At 70.3% G+C, this 15,769-nt stretch carries 13 protein-coding genes; 7 read left to right on the top strand and 6 right to left on the bottom strand.

Annotated features, from left to right (window positions below):
* Window positions 1-460: 460 nt before the first annotated feature.
* Genes ACFY0U_RS38220 through ACFY0U_RS38210 form a run of 3 tightly spaced genes read right to left on the bottom strand, consistent with a single transcriptional unit; the run spans window position 461 to window position 4,008 of the window.
* Window positions 461-2,338, bottom strand: coding sequence for a M48 family metalloprotease (locus tag ACFY0U_RS38220; RefSeq protein ID WP_388643940.1), 1,878 nt, complete (start codon window positions 2,336-2,338; stop codon window positions 461-463).
* Window positions 2,335-3,099, bottom strand: a complete 765-nt coding sequence (locus tag ACFY0U_RS38215) for a hypothetical protein (RefSeq protein WP_388643938.1) — start codon at window positions 3,097-3,099, stop codon at window positions 2,335-2,337. The genes ACFY0U_RS38220 and ACFY0U_RS38215 overlap by 4 nt, the downstream gene beginning before the upstream one ends.
* 42 nt (window positions 3,100-3,141) lie before the next feature.
* Window positions 3,142-4,008 carry a hypothetical protein gene (locus tag ACFY0U_RS38210; RefSeq protein ID WP_388643936.1) on the bottom strand — a complete coding sequence of 289 codons (867 nt, stop codon included), beginning with the start codon at window positions 4,006-4,008 and terminating at the stop codon, window positions 3,142-3,144.
* 588 nt (window positions 4,009-4,596) lie between these two features.
* Here ACFY0U_RS38210 and ACFY0U_RS38205 point away from each other — a divergent pair.
* The 3 genes from ACFY0U_RS38205 to ACFY0U_RS38195 all read left to right on the top strand — a co-directional run bounded on the left by ACFY0U_RS38205 (window position 4,597) and on the right by ACFY0U_RS38195 (window position 7,881).
* Window positions 4,597-4,890 (top strand): hypothetical protein, encoded by a 294-nt coding sequence (locus ACFY0U_RS38205; protein WP_388643934.1) that lies wholly within the window; start codon window positions 4,597-4,599, stop codon window positions 4,888-4,890.
* A gap of 295 nt (window positions 4,891-5,185) precedes the next feature.
* Window positions 5,186-6,190: a TIGR03885 family FMN-dependent LLM class oxidoreductase gene (locus ACFY0U_RS38200; RefSeq protein ID WP_388643932.1), complete on the top strand. Its 1,005-nt coding sequence runs from the start codon at window positions 5,186-5,188 to the stop codon at window positions 6,188-6,190.
* Window positions 6,181-7,881, top strand: coding sequence for an alpha-amylase family protein (locus ACFY0U_RS38195; protein WP_388643931.1), 1,701 nt, complete (start codon window positions 6,181-6,183; stop codon window positions 7,879-7,881). Before ACFY0U_RS38200 ends, ACFY0U_RS38195 begins: the two co-directional genes overlap by 10 nt.
* 314 nt (window positions 7,882-8,195) lie before the next feature.
* On the opposite strand, the gene ACFY0U_RS38190 is transcribed toward ACFY0U_RS38195, so the two are convergent.
* Window positions 8,196-8,561: a VOC family protein gene (locus ACFY0U_RS38190; RefSeq protein WP_388643928.1), complete on the bottom strand. Its 366-nt coding sequence runs from the start codon at window positions 8,559-8,561 to the stop codon at window positions 8,196-8,198.
* Between the two features lie 93 nt (window positions 8,562-8,654).
* Between ACFY0U_RS38190 and ACFY0U_RS38185 the strand changes: the two genes are divergently transcribed.
* Both ACFY0U_RS38185 and ACFY0U_RS38180 read left to right on the top strand, forming a co-directional pair.
* Window positions 8,655-9,620 (top strand): helix-turn-helix transcriptional regulator, encoded by a 966-nt coding sequence (locus tag ACFY0U_RS38185; RefSeq protein WP_388643926.1) that lies wholly within the window; start codon window positions 8,655-8,657, stop codon window positions 9,618-9,620.
* 58 nt (window positions 9,621-9,678) lie between these two features.
* The gene (locus ACFY0U_RS38180; protein ID WP_388643925.1) at window positions 9,679-9,846 is read left to right on the top strand and encodes a hypothetical protein; all 168 of its coding nucleotides are present in this window, start codon (window positions 9,679-9,681) and stop codon (window positions 9,844-9,846) included.
* Window positions 9,847-10,026: 180 nt separating this feature from the next.
* Here the strand turns inward: ACFY0U_RS38180 and ACFY0U_RS38175 are convergent, their stop codons facing one another.
* Window positions 10,027-10,677 (bottom strand): DUF7019 family protein, encoded by a 651-nt coding sequence (locus ACFY0U_RS38175; RefSeq protein WP_388643923.1) that lies wholly within the window; start codon window positions 10,675-10,677, stop codon window positions 10,027-10,029.
* A gap of 26 nt (window positions 10,678-10,703) precedes the next feature.
* Here ACFY0U_RS38175 and ACFY0U_RS38170 point away from each other — a divergent pair, with 26 nt between their 5' ends.
* A complete protein-coding gene (locus ACFY0U_RS38170) occupies window positions 10,704-14,327 on the top strand; it encodes a protein kinase (protein ID WP_388643920.1) in 3,624 nt (1,207 codons plus the stop codon).
* A gap of 151 nt (window positions 14,328-14,478) precedes the next feature.
* Here ACFY0U_RS38170 and ACFY0U_RS38165 read toward each other — a convergent pair whose 3' ends face one another.
* Entirely contained in the window at window positions 14,479-15,000 is a 522-nt protein-coding gene (locus ACFY0U_RS38165) for a hypothetical protein (RefSeq protein ID WP_388643917.1), read from the bottom strand.
* A 46-nt stretch (window positions 15,001-15,046) separates the two neighbouring features.
* On the opposite strand from ACFY0U_RS38165, the gene ACFY0U_RS38160 reads away from it, so the two are divergent.
* A complete protein-coding gene (locus ACFY0U_RS38160; protein WP_388643915.1) occupies window positions 15,047-15,583 on the top strand; it encodes a dihydrofolate reductase family protein in 537 nt (178 codons plus the stop codon).
* The last annotated feature ends 186 nt before the right edge of the window (window positions 15,584-15,769 follow it).

The following is a 15,769-nucleotide window of genomic DNA, read 5'->3' as shown; positions in this document are numbered from 1 at the left end:
CGGCACGTCGGGCGTGGTGTACGGCCGAGTCGGAGCGTCCGTCGATGCACCTGATCCCACTGCGAGCCGGGGAGCGCCAAGAAGTCGCCCTCGCCGCACTGCGAGAGCTGTGCCCTGGTGAGATTCGGCGGGGACCTCGACTACGCGAGCGGCTGGTTCGTTGCCGACTGCTGCGAGATCTTCGGACGCAGGGCCGTGTGCACCAACGTGGTTGTCTTCGAGGAGGCGGCCCCGACGGCGTACTGCTGGTGGATCATTCCCTCGACGAGGCGACGACGGCCACGCGCGCGACGGTGAACCCTCCGGATCAGTGACCGCCACGATCCAGGGCGGTCCACCGCGCGCCCGGCCCGGACGTGCGCACCGCCCGTTCTCACCCCGATGCCTGGCTGAAGCGTCGGGAATCCGGATCCGAGAGCCGGGACCGCCCCGCCGGACAGCGGGCACCGGCTGATTGCACTCATTGCTCTTCGAGTTGCACGGCCAGCCGGGCGGCGGCGGTGACGGTGGAGTCGAACTCCCGGCAGGCGACCACGGCGTGTGTGACGCCGGTCGCCGCGCGGATCAGGTCGAGTCGTGCGGTCTTGCCCGCCTGTGCGTGCAACCGGGCGTCCAGCCAGGTGGTGGTCGTGCTGACGTCCGTGGTCCGGGTGTGTTCGCCGTGCAGGAGGCGTGTGCCGTCGTGCACCGCAGTGGTGCGCAGTTCGGGAAGGCCAGTGTCCTCGGTGGCGAGTGTCCCGTCGGGGCTCAGTGTCCAGCGGGCATGGGCGAGGCGGTCCGCGATGTCTTGAGCCTGCGTGAGTGACCCGGACAGCGGTTCGACCGAGGTGACGCGGAGTGTGCGGAAGGAGCGCATCCGGGTGTCGGCGGGTGCGGCGGAGCCCGTGGTGTCCGGTACCCGCGGGGCGTCGAAGGACGGGAGTCCTTCGGGTCGGCCGGGAGCCGCGGGCCTCGAAGGGCTGGGGCACGGCGTCGGCAGAGTGGGCCCTGCGGCTGTGCTGCCGCCTGCCGGAGGGGCGGCCGTGGCATCCGGGGCCCGGGAATCGGCCTGGGAGGGCGCGCCAGGTTTCGGGCCGGCCGGGAGGAGGCCGAGGACCAGGATCAGCAGGGGGAGCAGGGCGGAGGTTGCGTACACGGCGGGTGAGAGGGTGCCAGCCGCTCGCCCACGCCACCCCCACAGCCGTGCCCACACGCCGGCAATCAGGGGCCAGACGGCGAGCGCGACCAGCACCGCCCACCACGTGGGGCCCCAGGTGAGCTGTTCATGGGAGAGTGACACGGCCTTCCAGGTGGCGTCGCCGGATGACGGGTCGCCGAGCAGGTGGTAGGCCAGTGCGGCGCCGAACAGGTCCAGCAGGTTCTCGGTGAGCACCGCCGCGGGCCACAGGAGGACGAGCAGGAGCTGGGTCACCGGCTGTTCGGTACGGGTGGTGAACCACAGGCGCATGCGGACGGGCGGGTGGTAGAGCCGGGCCAGAGCGTCGCGGGGGGAGTGCGCCAGAGCGTTCAGTGCCCGCTGTTGCGCTGCCCGTACGGCTGTCCCGGCCGCGTACCGGTCGGCTGTCAGTTCCGCCGACCACAGGGCGCTGACCACGATCAAGAGGATCTTGGGCACGCTCAGGACCACCAGGACGATCTGAGCGGACATCAGGGGAGTGGCGGCGTTCCCGGAGGCGAACAGCAGTGCCACGGGCAGCAGGCCGAACACCGCGAAGACGTACGGCCAGGCCCTGACCAGGCCGGTGAACGGGCTGCCGAGCCCGGCGACATGCTGTTCGCCGTACCGGAGGTGGCCGATCTCGTGCAGCAGGACTGCTTCGGCCGCCTCCCGGTCCCTCTCCCACAGGCTGACCAGCGGGCTGAAGACGCCGACCCGTGTGGTGCGCCAGCCACTGGGATAGACGCGGGCGAGCTGGTCCCGGCGCACGGTGACCCGCAGTTCGGTGCCGGGCGCCCGGTCGGTGAGGAAGCGCCGCATCTGGTCGTAGACGTGCGGTGTGCCGTCCGGCTCGTGGTCCGGCGGCTTCAGCTTGTAGCGCCGTTCGACCCACCGTGTGCGTGGTTGGGGCGGGACCACAGAGAGCGCACCTGCCAGGAGGAAGACCAGGGGGAGCAGTTGTACGAGGGTCAGCGCCAGAGCCGTGAACAGGCCGCGGCCGCGGCCGTGCTGGGGCCCGGTCCAGGACGCCGTCCAGATCAGCCAGTCGACCAGGAACGGGACTTGTATGGCGAACAGCGCCAGGGTCAGCCAGAGCCAGGGCGGCGGTCCCCACAGCCGTGTGGCCCGGCTGGCGGGCGTGGTTGGGGCTGGGCGGCGAGCGGGGTCCGCCGGGTTCATACGCCGCCCGTCTCCTCCGGCGTCGTGGGAGGCCTTCCCTGCATCGGGTCGGCTCCGGGCACCGTGCGGCGGCGCAGCAGGCCGAAGACCGCACCGGTGCGACGGCGCACGGGGGTGAGCAAGCGCGGGGTTCTGCGTACGGCCGGTTCGGGCGGCTCGTTCGCGACCAGGGCGTCGAGGAAGGCCGCGACGCCTCCGCGGTCCTCCGCGGCCAGGAGTTGGGCGGTCAGCTGGGCCACCAGTTCCTCGGCCGTGGCGGCGTCGACTCCACGGGCGCGCAGCCGCCCGCACATGCGCAACGCGGCCAGCACGGCCTCGCCGGAGGGCTGCGGCGGCGCGCCCGGAGTCCGGCTGTCCGCGTTCTCCTCGTCGGTGGGCCCGGTGCCGCCCTCTTGCGCCTGCCCGTCGGCGGCGTCCGCGCCAACGGGACCCGTCGTCGGGCGCTGGTCCAGCCCGGTGCGCTGCGCCCGCAGACTGACCAGCAGGGCCGCCGCGGAGACGGCATTGGCGAACTGCTGGCTGGCCAGGGCCGCCTTCACCGCGTCGGCGGCGTAGGCCAGCGCGTCCAGCAGCTCGGGCAGCAGGGTGGCGATCTCGCCGCCGAACCCACCGGGCGCGAACCCTCCGGTCCGGAACAGCTCCCGGCGCCCCGTGCCTCCGGCGGCGTAGGCACGGGTGATCTGCGCGGCGAGAACGGTTTCGTCAGGAGCCGCCCATCGTGCTATCTGCACGCCCCAGCGGTCGAAGTCCTCACCAGTCACAGAACTCTCCGTCCCCCGTTGCCGTGCGTCCCCTCGCGCGGATCACGTCGAAGCCCCGGCGAACTCGAAACGGAACTCCAACTGGCCGTCGCCGGTGCTGCCTTGCGCTGCCAGGTTCGCGCTGCCGCCCTCGACCTCACCGTCAAGCGTCGTGCCCTCGGCTACGGCGTGCGGGTATCCGCCCGGCAGTTCGCCGAGGTCGGAGCGGCAGGGGACAAGGAGACTGGGCCAGTTGAGCAGGTTGAGGGCGACGGCCTGCTCGGTGTGGGGGTCGGTGAGCCGTCCGCTCAGTTCCCCGTCGTCCCACGCCAGCTCCCAGTAGGTGAGCAGCAGGTTCGGGTCACGCGGGTTCCCCGCCAGATCCTGGCTCGAACCGGTACTGACGGCCGACGACCAGAACGACACCGCGCCCGCCTCGGAGGGCTGCCCCACGGCGAGCAACAGGGAGAACGGGTTGGTCTCGGTCTCGCCCCCGCCGGTGCGCGGGCGGGCGAGGTCCAACGTGGCGTTCATGGAGTACGTCTTGGTGTCCGCGAACCGCCGTGAACCGTCGGCGCTGCAGTAGTCGTACACATCGACCGTGACCTGCGCCGTCCCGCTGTACTGCTTCCCCCACAGTGCGGCAGCGCCGGTCGGCTCACTCGGCACAGTGTCGGCCGTGGAGGGCACGGGGGACGGAGTCGCGGTCTCGACCGTAGGGGAATCCGTGGGCACGACGGTGGGTTCGGTGGTGGCGGGTGACGGTGGGGCGTTGTCCGCCGCGGACGTGGACGAACCTTCCGGCTCCGCTGAGTTGGACGATCCGTCAGCCGAGCAGCCGGTCAGCAGCACACCGAGCAGCCCCGCGCACACACCGGCCGCCACTACGGCGCGGGCGCACCGCACCCCCGCCCCAGAAAGGAATGTCACAACGCCCCCCTGCCCCCACCGGGTCTTCAAACGCGACGACCCGGGGCAGAGATGCTACGGTGCGCAATCGTTCAACTACGCATGATCAGTGCTTCGTTACCGTTCCGTGCTCGACCATCCGGCCCGTCCACTCTGTCGCTTGGTGCGACATGGTTGCCCAGCGCGAGGCACACCACCCTCGAGTCCGCGCGTGACTGCTGAGGCTGCCCTGCCCATGTCCGCCGTCGGCCGGCGAGTCAGGGCAACGCTGCGCCGCCCGCAGGAAGGACGTCCCGCGGGTACGGGGAGCAGAGGTTGCGGGTCTCGAGGATCTGGTTGGCGGCTGCGGCCGTCGCCGGACTCGCCGTCGTCACGCTCAGCGACTTGTTCGCCTCTTCGGCCTCAGCGTCCTTTTGGACCGGGTGGCGGGGACGACGTTCGGCAGCGCCGAGAGCCTGACGGAGGTGAGGGTGGGCGTGGGGCAGTGCACGGCCGCCGACGCGCTGCGCCTCGCCGCCGTTGCCGCCGTGTAGATCGTCGTCCACTACCCGCTGCGACAAATCCCCCTCAGGCTGATCGAGAGGAGAAATAAGGGGTACACGGCCGCGCATGGCACCGAAGAACGATCACTCCAAGCTCCTACGGGCGGTACGGCAGATGCGCCGCATCCGAGCCTTCTACGCGCTGGGCGCTCTTCTCTGGGCGGCGACGGCCGCCTGGGGAGGCTGGCAGAACCCGGGCAGTCGGCAGATGTGGGTGCCCGTACTCCTGTTGGTCGTCTTCGCCGGGCTGCTGTCCGCCACCACCCTGTGGCTGCGGCAGCACCGGTCCGAGGACGCCGACCGGCCCGCCCACCACGCGGCTCCACGGAGGCCGGCGGTCCGTCGCCACGCGAGCGCCTGACACGCGGACCTGCGCGCCCGGGGTCTGAGGACCCGCGGCGGAGCTCGGCCGGGCACGAAGCCGTCGGCGCCGAGGACGACGCGGTCGCCGACGCGTGGCGCAGACGGTTCTCGCCGGAGCGGGCCTCCTGAGGCCGGCCGAGGTCGCTCCCCGTGGACGTCCTCCGAGGGCACCTGCCGAGGCCCCGTGCCCGGCAAACCCACCACGCGCATCGTGCGGCGCGGGAGTTGCGACGGCGCCGACACCCGTGGGGCCGGCGCCCGCTGAGGGGCCGCCCGGGGGGTAGTCGCTTGCCATGACTGTCTACGGATTACACGCCTCGCACGAGCAGACTCCGCCCGCGAGTCTGCTCGACGCCGTGGTACGCGCGGAGCAGGCGGGCTTCACCGCCGCCATGTGCTCGGACCACTTCTCGCCGTGGAGCGTGCGTCAGGGGGAGTCCGGCTTCGCCTGGGCATGGCTCGGAGCCGCCCTCCAGGCCACCGACCAGGTGCCGTTCGGCGTGGTGAACGCGCCCGGCCAGCGTTACCACCCCGCCGTCATCGCCCAGGCGATCGCCACGCTCGCGTCCATGAACCCGGGCCGGTTCTGGACCGCGCTCGGCACCGGAGAGGCCTCCAACGAACACATCACCGGCGCGGGTTGGCCCCGCAAGGACACCCGGTCAGCGCGCCTGCGGGAGTGCGTCGACGTCATCCGGGCGCTGCTGCGGGGCGAGGAGGTCAGCCACGACGGGCTGGTGACCGTGGACCGGGCCCGGCTGTGGACGCTGCCGCCCGAGGAACCGCCGCTGGTAGGAGCCGCGTGCAGCACCGCCACCGCGGCCTGGTGCGCCGAGTGGGCGGACGGACTGATCACGGTCAACGCCCCGCCCGAACGCCTGCGCGCGATCATCGGCGCGTACCGTGACGCGGGCGGCCGTGGACCCCTCCACCTCCAGGTGCACCTGAGCTGGGCGCCCGACGAGGCCGAGGCGCTCGCCCTCGCGCACGACCAGTGGCGGACCAACGTGCACGCCCCGCCGGTCAGTTGGGACCTCGACTCCGCGGAACTGTTCGACGCCGTCAGCGAGCACGTCACCCCCGAGCAGGTGGCGCAAACGGTCAACGTCTCCTCCGACCTCGGCCGGCACACCGCCCAGCTCCAGGAGTACGCCGACCTGGGGTTCGACGCGGTGATGCTGCACCACGTAGGCCGGGAACAGACCGCGTTCATCGACGCGTTCGGCGCCGAAGTGCTGCCGCGCCTCGACGTGACCCGCCCGATCCCCGCCACGGCCAAGGAGTACCGATGCGTCTGACCCGCACGTCCGACCTGTGGTGGAAGAACGCGGTGGTGTACTGCCTGGACGTCGAGACGTACCAGGACGGCAACGGCGACGGCATCGGAGACTTCGCGGGGCTCACCCAGCGCATCGACCACCTGGTGCGCCTCGGCGTGACCTGCGTGTGGCTGATGCCCTTCTACCCCACGCGGGAGCGCGACGACGGCTACGACATCACGGACTTCTACGGCGTGGACCCGCGCCTGGGCACCCTCGGCGACTTCGCCGAGTTCGTCCGCACCGCACGCGACCGCGGCATCCGCGTGATCGCCGACCTCGTCGTCAACCACACCTCCGAGGACCACCCCTGGTTCAAGGACGCCCGCTCCAGCAGGGACTCCGCCCACCGCGACTGGTACGTCTGGAAGGACGAGCCCCCCGAGGACGGCCCCCAGGGCGTGGTCTTCCCCGACGCGGAGGACAGCCTGTGGGAGTACGACGAGGGCAGCGGCCAGTACTACCTGCACCGCTTCTACAAGCAGCAGCCCGACCTCAACGTCGCCCACCCCGAGGTCCGTGACGAGATAGCCCGCATCATGGGCTTCTGGACCCAACTCGGCCTGTCCGGCTTCCGGGTCGACGCCGTGCCCTTCCTGCTGGAGACCGACGGACAGAGCGACGCGGAGGAACTGCCCGACCCGCACGAGTACCTCGCCGACCTGCGTGCCTTCCTCGGACGCCGCAACGGCGAGTCGGTCCTGCTCGGCGAAGTCAATCTGCCCTACGACGGCACCACCCGCTTCTTCGGCGACCCCTCCTCGGACCGCGGCGACGAACTCACCATGTGCTTCGACTTCGTCGCGATGCAGCAGATGTACCTGTCGATGGCACGCCACGACGCCAGGCCGCTCGCCGCCGCACTGCGCGACCGCCCCGCGGCACCGCGCGACGCCCACTGGGCCATGTTCGTGCGCAACCACGACGAACTCACCCTCGACAAACTCAGCGACGCCGAACGGGCCGAGGTGTTCGCGTCCTTCGGCCCGGAGAAGGACATGCAACTGTACGACCGAGGGCTGCGCCGCAGGCTGCCGCCCATGGTCGACGGCGACCGCCGCCGCGTCGAACTGGCCTACAGCCTGCTGTTCACCCTGCCGGGCACCCCCGTGCTCTTCTACGGCGAGGAACTCGGCATGGGCGAGAACCTGGCCGCGGAGGGACGCCAGGCCGTACGCACCCCGATGCAGTGGACCCCGGAGAAGGCCGCCGGGTTCTCCACCGCCGAGCCGGACGCCTTCCCCAACCCGTTGGTGGACGGCGCGTTCGGTCCCCAGAAGATCAACGTGTACGAGCAGAGCCGCGATCCTGCTTCCTTGCTGAGCCGCATGCGTCTGTTCATCGAACGCTACCGGGAGGCCCCCGAACTGGCCTGGGGCGACTACCGTTTGCTCACGACGGGGGAGGACGCCGTGCTGGCGCACGTCTGCCGCGACGGTGACGGCACCGTGCTGGCCGTACACAACTTCGCGGACCGGCCTCACACCGTACGGCTGGAACTGGCCGAGGCCGGATCCGGCGGACGGTTGACGGACCTGCTCGACGAGGCGCACACCGGTCTCAAGGCAGGCGAGGACGGCATGTTCCACGTCGACCTGCCCCCGTACGGCTATCGGTGGCTCCGCGTCGGCACCCCGGCGGACGACCCCGAAAGCATCGCCTCCGGCTGACAGGCCGCTGTCGAAGAGCCTCTTGCCTGTCTTCGCAGGTCAGATGAGCGTGACTGGCTGAGGGACGTAAGGTCAGTCTCGTTGGTGACGCTCTCGCGGCCGTGTCCGGACTCCGGTGCGGACTCGACGGCCGGTCTTGCCATTCCGCATCACCGTGTAGCCGCCGGCGATGGGACGTGTCTGGCACCGCTTCACGTGCCGCCTACGGCCCTCGACGCTCAGGGGCGCATTCGCGTGGCGCACTCGTCGTCCCCTCGAAGTCGGACGACGTCAGGCGCGACACCTGTCCTGCGCGCCTGCCGACGTGCGGCCTTTCAGTCCCGCGGTGCGACGCGGATACGGTTCCCGTCAGGATCGGCTGCGAGGAAGGTCAGCCCGAACCCCGCATCATGAGGCTCGCGCAGGATCGTGACTCCCTTGGACTTCCACCTGTTGAAGGTCGCGTTGAGCTCGTCGGGTCCACCGTCGATGGCCAGGCAGATCTCACTGGCGCGCGGGACGTCCGGTGACAGATCCTCGAACTGGCCGGACCACAGACCGAGGTCAGCGCCCGGCCCCAGGGCGAAGGTGATGTATCCCGAAGTCTCGAACGAGGGGCTCATGCCGAGAAGGTCGCCGTAGAAGCGAGCTGCGGCGGGAGCGTCGTTCACGTAGATGATGGACACGACGGATGTGGTCATGGTTGTTCCCTCTCGCAGGTGGTAGGTACGCGTCCACCAGCCTGACCGGGATATGCGCCGCATCGTGTCGCAATTCGCTGAGAAAATCGGTGGGTGACCCCAGATCGCTTCTTCGCCCTGATGCTGCTCCTCGAATCGCGGGATGCCGTGACCACACAGGAACTCGCCTCAGCGCTCGGAGTGTCCCTTCGCACCATCAACCGAGACCTGAACTGGCTCCGCGACGCCGGTCTGCCGGTGACCGCACACCGGGGCCGCCTCGGAGGCGTGACCATGCTCCCCGGCTCCGGGCTCGACCTCACGCGACTCACACCGGGCGAGCGTGATCATCTGTCGCTCACCGGGCTCGATGAGAGGCAACGTGCGGAGCTCGACGCATCGGCCGAAGGCCGGCGCGCGCTCTCCAAGATCGCCGCTACACAGGCACGTCGAGGTGATGAGCTCTTGCCGCTCACCGACGTCGTGCATGTGGACAGCCGTCCCTGGGGTCAGGCACGAGCTTCCGGTACGAGTCCGGCTTCGCTGATCAGCGCGGTGCGGCGAGGCCGCCGGCTACGGATCGAGTACGCCAGCCCACGCGAGTCATGCCCACGCGGCCTGGTCGTGGATCCCTATGGGCTGTTCGCCAAGGCCGGCATCTGGTACCTGGTCGCCGACTGTGCACGAGTGCCACGGATGTACCGACTCGAACGCATCACGACGTGGAAAGAAGCCGACCAGCCACGGCGGATCCGCGATAGCCAGACCCTGGCAACCGTCGCTGCAGGGCTCATTGATCAGTGGGAGCACAACCATGCGATAGAGGTCAGCGCCACCATCGACCAGACTCAGATCGAGCGGGCGCAACGGATCTTTGGCCAACGACTCGTCCCGGACGACCATGAAGAATCCGCCACCGGCCGCAAGGTGACGATCCGCTTCCTGTATCTGGAGGACGTGCGAGCCCTACTGCCGTTCGGGAGCGCCATCACTGTGCACGGCCCCACCGAAGCCAGGGCTCACCTCCGCGACCTCGCCACCGACCTCGCCCACCACTACGCGCCGTCACCAACGCCCTGACCCACAACACGCTCGAAGCTCGCGGCCGTTGTCAGTGCCTGGAGCTACGGTCCACAGCATGACGTCGGCATCCGACTTCAAGACTGGGCGCTGGCTGCTGGGGGTCGCCGCGTGGTGGGCGCAAATCGGCGCCCTGGACATCCGGGCGCTCGATGTTCTGCAGCGCCTGTGCGAGGCCGCCCGGCGGTTCGGGACCGAGATCCAGGTGCAGGCCGTCCGCTCCTGACGCCTGGAGGGGACCCAGCTCTCTGACGCCGGCGAACTGGCGAGCTTGTGACGGCACGGGCTGACCGTGGGCGGGTACGGGGGCAGCTCCCCGTCTCCTCACGGGCCGCGACCACGTCGGGACGCAACCGAAGACCGTTTGGGTCTTGCGGAGTCGGCGGTGGAAAGCGGTGGCGCACGCTCAGTCGATGAGGGCGAGGTACAAGGGCGAGCCGAGGAGCACCGGTTGGCCCTCGATTGTGCCGTGGAGGAGGCGCTTGGCGACAAATTCGACGTTCTGGGCCGGCCCGGTGAGCCTGTCGACTGCCCGGCGGACGGTGGCCAGCGCGGTCAGGTCTCCGCGGTCGAGGCGGTCGCCGGGCTGTTCGGCGGCCTCCACGAGGATCTCGTCTTCCAAGTCGGAGGCCAGTCCGTCGAGCAGGGGAGGTAGGTGTGACCACGCGGGGTCGGCTTGGTCGATGTTCGGTACGGCTCCGAGGAGGTGCCGGCCGGATCCCCCGAGCCCGATCACCGTCTGGTCGGTGAGGCCCCCGGCGAAGACCATCGAGGCGGCTCCGGGGAAGCGGCCCCACTGCACCGGGAGCAGTCCCCCGAAGAATTGCCCCGGTTCGTCGATGGAACCGATGTCGCCGTGGTCCTGCAGGTGCCGCAGGACCCGCTCCAGCCGGGCGGTGCGGTTGTGCGCGGGCTGCTCGGCGGTCTTCTTGAACGACAGCACCGACAGGCTCACCCCGACCTCGGATCCGCGTTTGGTGGTGTAGGCCGGGTCGATTTGCGGCAGCAACATGTCGATCTTGCTGTCGCTGATGTACAGGTAGTAGTGGAATGACACTCTGTGATGCTATTAGAGTTGTCATGGTGACGGGGGTGACTTGGCGGATCGGTGACGAGGTCGAGGGCCTGTACCGGGTGACCCAGGTGCACGCGCACGGAGGGATGGGCCTGGTCTACCGGGTCCGCCACCTGGGCTGGGACGTCGATTTGGCCGTCAAGAGCCCGCGGCCGGCCCTGTTCCGGCACCCGGCCGGCCGGGAGCAGTTCGTGGCCGAGGCCAGGACGTGGATGTCCCTGGGCCTGCACCCCCACCTGTGCAGTTGCTTCTACGTGCGCACGGTCGGGGGCATTCCGCGGATCTTCGCCGAGTACGCCGCCGGCGGTAGCCTGCGTGACCTGCTCGACCACGGCCGGCTGCGCGACATGGTGCCGGAGGAGGCGCTCGGCTTCCGGCTGGACCTGGCGATCCAAGTGGCGTGGGGGTTGGAGCACGCGCACCGTCGCGGCGTCGTCCACCAGGACGTCAAACCGGCCAACGTCCTGCTCGATGCGGACGGCACGGCCAAGGTGACCGACTTCGGCCTGTCGAAGTCGCGGGCGATCCTGGCGGTCGAGGAGGGCGCCGCCGAAGGGCACGGGGGCGTCAGCGTCGTGGTCACCGCGGGGGGTTACACCCCTGCGTACGCGTCCCCGGAGCAGGTGGCGGGCCGACCGCTGGGCCGTCGCACCGATGTGTGGAGCTACGCGGTGACCGTCCTGGAGACGTTCATCGGAGCGGCTGCCTGGGGTGAGGGACCGAACGCGCCGGTGGCGCTGGCCGAGCTCCGCGCTGCCGTCATGCCGGACCGCCTTACCCGGCTGCTGGAGCGCTGCCTGCACCACGAGCCGTCGCAACGCCCCGGCAGTATGGCCGAGATCGCCGAGGAGTTGCGCGACCTCCATGAACGGGCAGTCGGTCCGTATCCGAGGCTGGCCCCTGCCGAGGCTGCCCTGCGCGCTGATGAGCTGAACAACCACGCGCTGTCCCGGCTCGACCTTGGAGAGGACACGCATGCCGAGCGGACCCTGCAGGAGGCGCTGGGGATCGATCCCTCCCACCTCGAAGCCACGTTCAACTCGCTCACCCTGCGCTGGCGCCGCGCCGAGATCAGCGACGAGACGGCGGTGGCGACCATGTCCGTCGCCCGCGCCGCAGCCCCCGACCGGTGGGAGGGCGCCTATTTGCTGGGCCAACTCCACCTGGAGCGGGGCGACCTGGACGCCGCGCTCCCCCTCCTGCGGGAGGCGGCCGCTGCCGCCGGCGGCGAACCGGAGGTGAGTGCGGCTCTGAGGCGGGCCGAGGCAGGGGAACTCGGAGACGGGCTGGAGGAGCACGTCCTGACCCGCAGGGGCGTGCGGACGCGGGAGGAGTACCGCGAGGAGCAGGCCACGGCCGCCTCCATCAGCACCGACGGCCGGGTCGCCATGACCGCCCGCGTGATTCGTGCCCCGGTTCCGCGCAACATCCGAACCTACCTGTTCGGATACCGCCGGCCGCCCGATCGGTTCCCGCTGCAGGTCTTCTGTCTGCCTTCCCAGGACCCCCGGGTCATCGAGAGCGGGGAGGTTGTCACGACCCTCGACCTCGGCGACGACGGGCGGCTCGCCGCGTGGGGGACGCAGACCGCCGTGCGGGTGTGTGATGTCGAAGGCGGGCGCCGCGAGCGCGTGCTGATGGAGCACCAGGGGCGCATCAGCGCGCTCCGGTTCGGCCCGGGTTACCGGCTACTGGCGGGCGCGGCCGCCGCTCCGGGTTCCTGGCGGAGCCGGGTTCTGGTGTGGGACGTCGCCTCCGGTGAGCTCCTGCGCGAACTGACAGGGCACTCCGATGGTGTCCACTCGCTCGCGTTCTCCGCCGACGGATCGCTGCTCGCCTCCGGAGGGGACGACCGCACTCTCCAGGTGTGGGACCTCCGCGCTGGACGGTACGAACGGATCCTCACCGGTCTCGACCGGCTGAACGCGGTCGGGATCGACAGCAACGCCCGCACGGCAGTCACCGGCGGGGACGAGGCCCTGCGCGTGTGGGACCTGGACACCGGGGAGTGTCGGCACGTGCTGGACGGCGCGGTCGAGGAGCTCTGGCTGCACGACGCACTGGTACTGACCGCTGCCCGCAGCGGCGAGATGCGACTGTGGGACACGACGGACGGCCGCTGTCTGCGGACGTTCGACGGCCACCGTGACGAAAGTGCCCGGCTGCTGTTCGCCAACGAGGCCCTGCGCATACCCGTCCGGATCGACCCGGGCGGGCGACGGGCCCACTCGGTCAGTAACAACGACACCGTCAGGTCCTGGGGGCTGCCGAGGGGCTACCAGGCGCCGCTGCGCATCTGCCGCCCCCGATCGTCCGCCCGTGTGCAGCAGCTCGACGACCGGCTGCGGACCCTTCTCGCAGCGAGTGAGTCCGCAGTTGCCGAAGGGGATCTCGCCCAGGCCCTGACCAGCCTGTCCGAAGCCCGTACCGTTCCGGGCTACGAACGGGACGCTTCCGTGGTGACTGCATGGCGCCGACTCCTGGCCGGCGCCGAGCGCGTCGGCCTCAGGGCCGCCTGGCAGGCCAGGACCATCACCCTCCCGGGAGAGACCGGGCTCTGGTATCAGGACATCGCGGTCAGCGGGGACGGGCGGCGCGCTTTGTCCACCACGCCCGAGCACACCATGGTCCTGTGGGACCTTGACACCGGTCGGGCCGTCCAGACCTACGCCGGGTCCGAGAGCAGCGGGAACGGCGTCAGCATCCTCGCCATGACGGTCGACGCGGCTCACGCGGTCGTGGGTGATGCCTCGCGCACCATCCGGCTGTGGGACCTGCGGATCGGCACCCCGGTGCGGGACCTGGGTGAACCCTTCTCAAGCCGGATGTCGGTCGCCGTCGACCGCGCCGGCCGCACGGCTCTGGTCGAACGCGGTGACGGGGTGCTGCGCCTGTGGGATCTTGCTGAGGGCCGCGAACGGCGCGCGTTCCGCGGGCCGACCCGCATCGAGCACTACACCGAGGGCCCGCCCCGAGGCGAGCTGGAACAGGTCAACGCGGTCAGTGTGAGCGCGGACGGCCGCGTTGTCATGGCCGCCCTGCAATACTCGGGCGTCATCTACTGGACGGGTAACCGTCGGCGCTGGCGGCGCCTCAAGGACTACGCCGACCGTGTCGACACCGTGCAGGTGAGCGCCGACGGCCGCTTCGCCGTGACCGGAGGCTGGGACGCGACGGTCCGGTACTGGGACCTGGCCACGGGAAGGTGCCTACGGTTGATGGTCGGCCACACCCATCCCGTGCTCAGCGTCGACCTCACCGCCGACGGCCGGTTCGCCTTCTCAGCAGGTATGGACGAGGCGGTCCGCATCTGGGACGTCACCACCGGCCACTGCGTCTACGTCCTGGAAGGGCACACCGCACTGAAACGGGTGCGCGTCTGCGAGGACGGCACCCGTGCGGTCTCCCTCAGCTGGGACGGAACACTCCGCGTCTGGGAAATCGACTGGGAACTGGCTGTGCGGGAACCAGCCGACTGGGATGAACGCGCACAGCCCTACTTGGACCAGCACCACGACAGCGAGACCTTCGAGGAGTTGCTCACACGCCTTCAGCGAGCTGGCCTGGGCTGGATCCGCCCGGACGCAGTCCGCCAGAGACTGGACCGGCGCCAGACCCGCCGCCGGTGGTGACCGGACGGGCGCGACCGACCAGGGCCCGTCCTTGAGCCACACAGTCTCCCGGTACCTGTCGCTCGCGCTGTCGGACATAGACGAGCCCTACGGCCAGTTGAAGCTCTGCTACATGGGGGACTGGCAGTCGGCTCGGTACCGGAACCGAGCGTCAGCAGGCGGAGATCGAGCCGGGGTGGCAGCGCGGCCGATTGCAGAGGAAGCAGCCGTCCCAGAGCGGGAGCGCGCTGAGGACGCGGTGGCGCACGCACGAGGCCATCGCGGCCTCGTCCGGGTCGGGGAAGCCGCGTACGGCGCTGCTGCCGGCGGGCGGGGCGAAGGACTCCACCATGATCGTGAAGCGGTGCAGATATTCATGCGCGCGGGGCGGGTGGTAGCCCAGCTCGCTCCAGCGGTGTCCGCTCGCCGCGAGTGCCGTGGCGCGCAGCACGAAGTCCTTCGCGCGGGCGCGTTCCCGCTCCGTCACACCCCAGTCGAACTCCGCCAGGTCGAACCCGACGGCACCGCGCCCCATGACGTTCTGGTCCTGCAGGGTCAGCAGCGCCGCGAAGCGGAAGTCCCACTCTTCGGAGGCGAGATCGGACACGGCCAGCGTCAGCACGTCGATGAACGCCGCCGTGGCGCCATTGGACAGATCCAGGTCGTGGCCACCGCCGGAGAAGATGTTGCTCACCGACCTATGATGCGATCCCGGCCCTCCACCTGCTTGGGGAAGACGCATGACGGATGCGAGCACCGGCAAAGTGGTCGTGAACAGGGCGATGTCCCTCGACGGGTTCATCGCCGGTCCCGGCCACACCATGGACTGGATCTTCGAGTACATGACGTCGGCGACAGTCCCGGAGGTCATGGCCGCCACGGGCGCCATGCTCATCGGCCGGGGCACGTACGAGGTCGGCAAACGCATGTCCGACGAGAACCCCGAGTACGACGGCGGGACGCAGTTCGTCCTCACCCACCGCCCACCCGACGAGCCGGACCCCAACGTCACCTTCCTCACCTGCGACATCGAGGAAGCCGTGGCCACGGCACGTCGCGCCGCCGGCGACAAGAACCTGGAGATCCTCGGCGCCGACCTGGCCGCCCAGTGCCTGCAACGCGGCCTCGTCGACGAGATCCTGGTGTACGTGCTGCCGGTGCTGCTCGGCGACGGCGTCCGCTTCACGCCGCCGGGCCTGGACCGGATCGACCTGGAACCGTTCAGCAACGTCCAGTCGGGCGGGGTCACCATGCTGCGCTTCCACGTGCGCAAGTAGGCACGGTCGCAACTACTGGCCTGCTGTCATTGCCCCATCCCGTGGGGCAATTCCCACTCTCGCCGAGGAGTCGGCTGTACATCCTGGCTACCTGCACCCGTCCGTCGCCTGCTCTGGGCCGGGCGCGGGTTCGCCCGCTCCATCCGGCTCGCGCCGCGTTCTGGTTCCCGGGAGCGGTGCAGGAAC

This window comes from Streptomyces sp. NPDC001536 (assembly GCF_042894505.1).
In the GTDB taxonomy this organism is placed as follows: Bacteria; Actinomycetota; Actinomycetes; order Streptomycetales; family Streptomycetaceae; genus Streptomyces.
Note: the sequence above shows the minus strand (reverse complement) of the source record. Positions and strands in the feature narration are given on the sequence as shown.

Excerpts from the sequence above, each read along its gene's own strand:
- ACFY0U_RS38205 (WP_388643934.1), top strand. The coding sequence starts at position 4,597 with ATGGCACCGAAGAACGATCACTCCAAGCTCCTACGGGCGGTACGGCAG.
- ACFY0U_RS38220 (WP_388643940.1), bottom strand. The coding sequence starts at position 2,338 with ATGAACCCGGCGGACCCCGCTCGCCGCCCAGCCCCAACCACGCCCGCC.
- ACFY0U_RS38190 (WP_388643928.1), bottom strand. The coding sequence starts at position 8,561 with ATGACCACATCCGTCGTGTCCATCATCTACGTGAACGACGCTCCCGCC.
- ACFY0U_RS38200 (WP_388643932.1), top strand. The coding sequence starts at position 5,186 with ATGACTGTCTACGGATTACACGCCTCGCACGAGCAGACTCCGCCCGCG.
- ACFY0U_RS38195 (WP_388643931.1), top strand. The coding sequence starts at position 6,181 with ATGCGTCTGACCCGCACGTCCGACCTGTGGTGGAAGAACGCGGTGGTG.
- ACFY0U_RS38160 (WP_388643915.1), top strand. The coding sequence starts at position 15,047 with ATGACGGATGCGAGCACCGGCAAAGTGGTCGTGAACAGGGCGATGTCC.
- ACFY0U_RS38180 (WP_388643925.1), top strand. The coding sequence starts at position 9,679 with ATGACGTCGGCATCCGACTTCAAGACTGGGCGCTGGCTGCTGGGGGTC.